Origin of the sequence: Petrotoga sibirica DSM 13575 (assembly GCF_002924625.1) — a bacterium.
In the GTDB taxonomy this organism is placed as follows: domain Bacteria; phylum Thermotogota; class Thermotogae; order Petrotogales; family Petrotogaceae; genus Petrotoga; species Petrotoga sibirica.
Genome location: NZ_JAHC01000013.1, coordinates 1 through 5000, shown reverse-complemented (window position 1 = coordinate 5000; position 5000 = coordinate 1). Strand labels below are relative to the sequence as shown.

Below are 5000 nucleotides of genomic sequence, written 5' to 3'. Positions count from 1 at the left end.
GAAGAGCTTGACCTGGACAGTGTTAGGAGGGCAGTTTAACTGGGGCGGTTGCCTCCCAAAAGGTAACGGAGGTGTTCGAAGGTAGGCTCAAGTGGGTTGGGAATCCACTGAAGAGTGCAAAGGCAAAAGCCTGCTTAACTGAGAGACTGACGAGTCGAACAGGAGGGAAACCTGGACTTAGTGACCCGGCGGTTCTGAGAGGAAGGGCCGTCGATCAACGGATAAAAGTTACCCCGGGGATAACAGACTAATCACGCCCGAGAGTTCACATCGACGGCGTGGATTGGCACCTCGATGTCGGCTCATCGCAACCTGGGGCTGAAGCCGGTCCCAAGGGTTGGGCTGTTCGCCCATTAAAGCGGTACGTGAGCTGGGTTCAGAACGTCGTAAGACAGTTCGGTCCCTATCTGCTGCGGGGGTAGGAAGCTTGAAGGGGGTTGCTCCTAGTACGAGAGGACCGGAGTGAGTATGTCCCTGGTGAATCAGCTGTTATGCAAATAGCAGGAGCTGAGTAGCTACACATATAACCGATAACCGCTGAAAGCATCTAAGCGGGAAACGGGCCCAAACAATAGGCTTCCCACTCTTAGGAGGTAAGGGCAGTCTGAGAAGAAGACGTAGATAGGCCGCAGGTGTAAGTACTGAGAAGTATTGAGCCGAGCGGTACTAATAGCCCGAGGCTTTGGACGAAACTCTATGCACTTGTGAATGAGTAATAGGGGGTGAAGAGAACGATACGGGAAACACCCAGAACCATACCGAACCTGACGGTTAAGCCGTATCGTGCCGATGGTAGTACGCTAAGACGTGTGAGAGTAGGTATCGCCCCCTTCCTTTTTTTAAAAGCAATATGACATGGTTTATTTGTATTTTCTCACCCCTAAAAAAATACCGCATCCAACTAACCGATGCGGTATTTTTTTCTTTTTCTTCTCACTTATTTTAATGAGTGTATATCGATTTTCCATCCGGTAATTTTTGCTGCTAGTCTAGCGGTTTGACCACCCTTTCCTACAGCTAAGGAAAGTTGGTTCTCAGGGACATACACAAAAGCGGTTCTTTCATCTTCGTTAAGAATTATATTTTTTACTTCTGCAGGGGCAAGAGCGTGTTTTATAAAAATTTTAGGATCTTCTGAATATTCTATAATATCCACTTTTTCATTTTTTAATTCTTTTATTAGTTCACTGATTCTAGAGCCTTTTTCACCGATGCAAGCACCTACAGGATCAACTCCCGGCATGGTGGTAACAACAGCAACTTTACTCCGTATTCCCGGTTCCCTGACTATTTTTACAATTTTGATAATACCTTCTTCTATCTCGGGTACAATAGATGATAATAATTCTGTAATGAGTTCAGGTGATGTCCTTGAAACCATAATTTTAGGCCCTTTTGATGTGTTCTGAATGTTTTTTATGTATACTTTTACAAGTTCTCCATTTTTAAAGGTTTCTCCAGGAATTGTCTCTTTCTTGGGAAGTTTAGTCTCTAACTTTCCAATTCTAATGTCAATATATTCATCACTGACTTTAATTATTTCAGCGGTTGAAATTCTATTCTTCAAAGCTACGTATTTATCAAACAAATTTTTCTTTTCTAGTTCCTTCAAATTTTGAAGTATGACTTGCTTTGCTGTTTGAGCGGCAACTCTTCTAAAATCCTTTTTAAGGTTGATCTTTTTTCTTACCATTTCGCCTATTTCTATTTTTGGATTAATTTTTTTAGCTTCTTCCAAAGAAATTTCTTCTTTTGGGTTTTCAACTTTTTCAACAACTTTCCATAACTGATAGACATTCAATTTTGTTAGGTTTTTATCGATTTCAATTTCAACATTTTTTGCCCCATAATTTTTTTTGTATGCACTTTTAATAGATTTGGCTATAATATCAACCAGCGAGTCTCTACTTATACCTTTATCTCTTTCCAAGGCGTCTAAGGCTTCTAATAGATTTAAGTTCAATGTTCTACACCTCCGATAACTTTTAAATTTTACAATTCAATTTCTAAATTGGCTTTATCTATGTCGTTTAAATCGATGTTGAATAATTTTCCAGAATCTTTTTCAGTAATTTTAATCTGATCTTCCAATATATCGTCAATATACCCAATTACTACAGGATGTTTCTTCTCTTTACTTTTTAAAATGAATTTTGCTAATTTTCCTTTAAATCTTTCGTAATCCGCTTTGCCTCTCAATTTTCTATCGAGTCCTGGGGAACTAACTACTAATACATAACTCTTGTCAAAGAGATCAATTTCGTCTAACCAAGGGTCGAAAGCTTTGGAAAACTTTTCACAATCTCCTATGGACACATATCCATCAGCTTTATCGATCACAACCTCCAAAATTTTATTTTTATTACTACCTTTAATTAAGATATCAAAAATTTCAAACCCCAACTTAGAAGCAACGTTATCGGCTTTTTCCCATATTAACTGTTTGACCTCTTTGTTAGTTAACATGGTATGCACCCCTTTCGATTCAAAAATTATTTTTTATAAAAAAGCTCGAGGGCAAAAGCCCTCGGCACTCATTTTGTTAATTAATTTGCTTTCAATTATCACTAATATTATAACATAAAAAAAATAAAAATCAAGACCATTTTAAAAAATACCGTTGAAAATTTAGCTTGCTCAAGAAAAGGTATTAGAGCAGAAGTTGGTGCTATGATGTATAAGTTTTATTCTTAGCAAAATTTAAGGGTCCAGGGACTATTTATCTACAGAGTTTTCCGTTTTCAAGACTCGCAGACAGAATAAACGCTGCAGCAAAATATCAAAACAAGGGTGAAAATAGAAATAGAGGCAGAGGTTTTATTGGTGAATTGTTCAATGATGACCGAAGATTTTGACTTATGGAGATAAATTTATTCCAACTTCAAAGCTTCGATGCCATGGAAAAAATACTTCCATTTTCCACCTCTTTTTCATATTTTTTTCTATTACTTCCTTGAAGGGCAATAGTTTAGCTCTCGTATACTCTTCTGCCCATTTTTCAGCGGGCATAAGCGTCCATATATTGCACCCTTTTTGGGCAGAATCTTCTCTTAGTTGTTGTCTTACCACTGCTTGATAACCCCAATGTTCTAGGAAAAAAATTGTCTGTATTTTAAGTAACTCTTTTGCATCTAATTTTAAATAATTTTTTTGAGCAAAATACTGAATTATAGAATGGAGGATAACTGTTCCAAGGGTATTGCTTACAGTGTTCCACCCAGAGTAATTTATTTTTAGCCAATCTAAATGATTTTCCAGAAGTTTTTCTACTAATCTTTTGTCTGAACCATTTCCATATTTTATATCAGCTATTCCAATAATTTTATCTTCTTTTTTAATTCTTTCAAGAATTGTTTCGTATGCTTCCTCAGATACAGCTAATGTGTCTTGAAAGGTAATGTCGTAGCTACTATAATCAGAAGAGTTATTCAACAAAAGTAAAATATCACCTTTTTGTTCTATTCTACCTCCAGCTGCTTCAATATGAGTTTCAACGCTACTTTTTAAAGGATATCCTTCATAAGGCGGAATCAGAAGGATTGATTCTGGATGTGTATAAAAAAGTTCAAAAGAAGGTGAACATTTAAACATCGAACATAATAACCTGCTTAAAAGTGTTAAAGAAGTTTCATCTGCACCAGGATGAATAGAGATTTTTTCATTTAAACCTAATTGATTAACTAACTTTTGATGCTGTTTTGATTCATAAACTGATAAGCTACCAGGAGAATTATCATCCAAGGTTATATTCAAAAAATCTACCGTTCTATTATCGACAAGCTTAACCGTTTCTTGGATAATGTTGTAGTTTCTTTCTCTCCTCCAAAAAAAGTCTTTTATCATCCACTCGGGGATTTCTTGATATTTGTTTTTGTGCTCTTCCATAAATTTTGGTAAAGCATTTTTATAAGATAAATTTTGTGGCTTATCCTGTGACTCTAGATATTTAGCAAAATCCTTTGACAGATTACTTAAAGCTTCTCCGTAATACTCCCAGTAATCAGGTTCTTCATCTGACGAGTTGTATGTGGGTATTCTTGTTATTGTGGAAGAGAGATAGATCACGGTTCTTTTTCTTTTTAAAGTATTAAGAATCTTAAGTCTTTCATTAATTGTAGGCTTTTGGAGTAAATTTATTCTTGATGGGATTAATCCTCCATGAATCAAAGTATCTAGTGAAAGAATTAAATTATCTCCTTCTTGAGAGTTGCCTAAGAGCCAATCTTTTAAAGCATTGGTATCTGCAGGAATTTTTTTAGATCCTAGCAATTCTTTAGGAGGAGTCAAAATATTCAAGCCTGAGGCTTTTGCGAAAATTAAAAAATATTCCCGAGTACAAAATCTTTCATCAATAGGTAAAAATATTATTCTCATTTTAATGATCTTCCTTTATTTTGAATTTACTGTCTTCAGAAATTCTAAAACATGCATTGTAACTAACTTTTAATACCTTCAATGTTATACTTTTACCTCCTCACTGTATAATGTATTTGATACTACATTTTTATTATCTCGTAAGGAGGTCATTCAATTGTCATTATACGGTAACTCTTCTCAACTGTACTTCGATTTTGTCTACTCTGGCTAAAAGAAACGCCCCGAACGGGGTCATGGAGAAAAAACATTATGAATTTAAGTATCGCCTTTAAGAAGGAGTTTGCCCCTTCTTATTTGGATAAGGTTATCGTTTTTACCGTCTTTAAAGGCATCAAAGAGGGAATCTTTGATACCAGTTATCTTGTTGTTGATTCTTACCCCATTATCTTTAATTCTTTCTTCAACAACAAGAAGAGTCACGGTAAATTTGAGGAAACGGGCTTTCGCCTCTTAAGGATTACAAAGAGTACTATCTTTCTCCTTTAGAAGCAAATTTCGGCGTTAAACCTGTTTCTAATTCTAAACCTATCTACGATAAGTACGGTAACCCAAAGAATTCTATCTCCTATCCTGCGCTATGCGCTGTCTCCTTTTTTGGTCACAAGGCTCATACTATTACTTTC

The 5000-nt window shown here is 36.0% G+C and carries 4 protein-coding genes and 2 rRNA genes (1 of these 6 running past the window's edge); 3 read left to right on the top strand and 3 right to left on the bottom strand.

Going from position 1 to position 5000, the window contains the following annotated elements; all coding sequences use genetic code 11:
- Both AA80_RS03040 and rrf read left to right on the top strand, forming a co-directional pair.
- A 23S ribosomal RNA gene (locus AA80_RS03040) occupies positions 1-691 on the top strand (its annotated part extends 1168 nt beyond the left edge of the window); the annotation flags it as partial.
- Positions 692-718: 27 nt separating this feature from the next.
- Positions 719-831 (top strand): 5S ribosomal RNA (gene rrf / locus AA80_RS03035).
- Positions 832-937: 106 nt separating this feature from the next.
- Here the strand turns inward: rrf and nusA are convergent.
- From nusA to AA80_RS03015, 3 genes are all read right to left on the bottom strand, one after another.
- Positions 938-1963, bottom strand: a complete 1026-nt coding sequence (gene nusA, locus AA80_RS03030) for a transcription termination factor NusA (protein ID WP_103876359.1) — start codon at positions 1961-1963, stop codon at positions 938-940.
- A 29-nt stretch (positions 1964-1992) separates the two neighbouring features.
- The gene (locus AA80_RS03025) at positions 1993-2466 is read right to left on the bottom strand and encodes a ribosome maturation factor RimP (protein ID WP_103876358.1); all 474 of its coding nucleotides are present in this window, start codon (positions 2464-2466) and stop codon (positions 1993-1995) included.
- A 390-nt stretch (positions 2467-2856) separates the two neighbouring features.
- On the bottom strand, positions 2857-4374 hold the full coding sequence (locus tag AA80_RS03015; RefSeq protein ID WP_103876357.1) for a DUF4127 family protein: 1518 nt from the start codon (positions 4372-4374) through the stop codon (positions 2857-2859).
- A 252-nt stretch (positions 4375-4626) separates the two neighbouring features.
- On the opposite strand from AA80_RS03015, the gene AA80_RS09890 reads away from it, so the two are divergent.
- Complete coding sequence (locus AA80_RS09890; RefSeq protein ID WP_146048829.1) at positions 4627-4863, top strand: hypothetical protein; 237 nt, start codon at positions 4627-4629, stop codon at positions 4861-4863.
- The last annotated feature ends 137 nt before the right edge of the window (positions 4864-5000 follow it).

Coding starts and splice junctions, on each gene's coding strand:
- AA80_RS09890 (WP_146048829.1), top strand. CDS start 4,627: ATGAATTTAAGTATCGCCTTTAAGAAGGAGTTTGCCCCTTCTTATTTG.
- AA80_RS03025 (WP_103876358.1), bottom strand. CDS start 2,466: ATGTTAACTAACAAAGAGGTCAAACAGTTAATATGGGAAAAAGCCGAT.
- AA80_RS03015 (WP_103876357.1), bottom strand. CDS start 4,374: ATGAGAATAATATTTTTACCTATTGATGAAAGATTTTGTACTCGGGAA.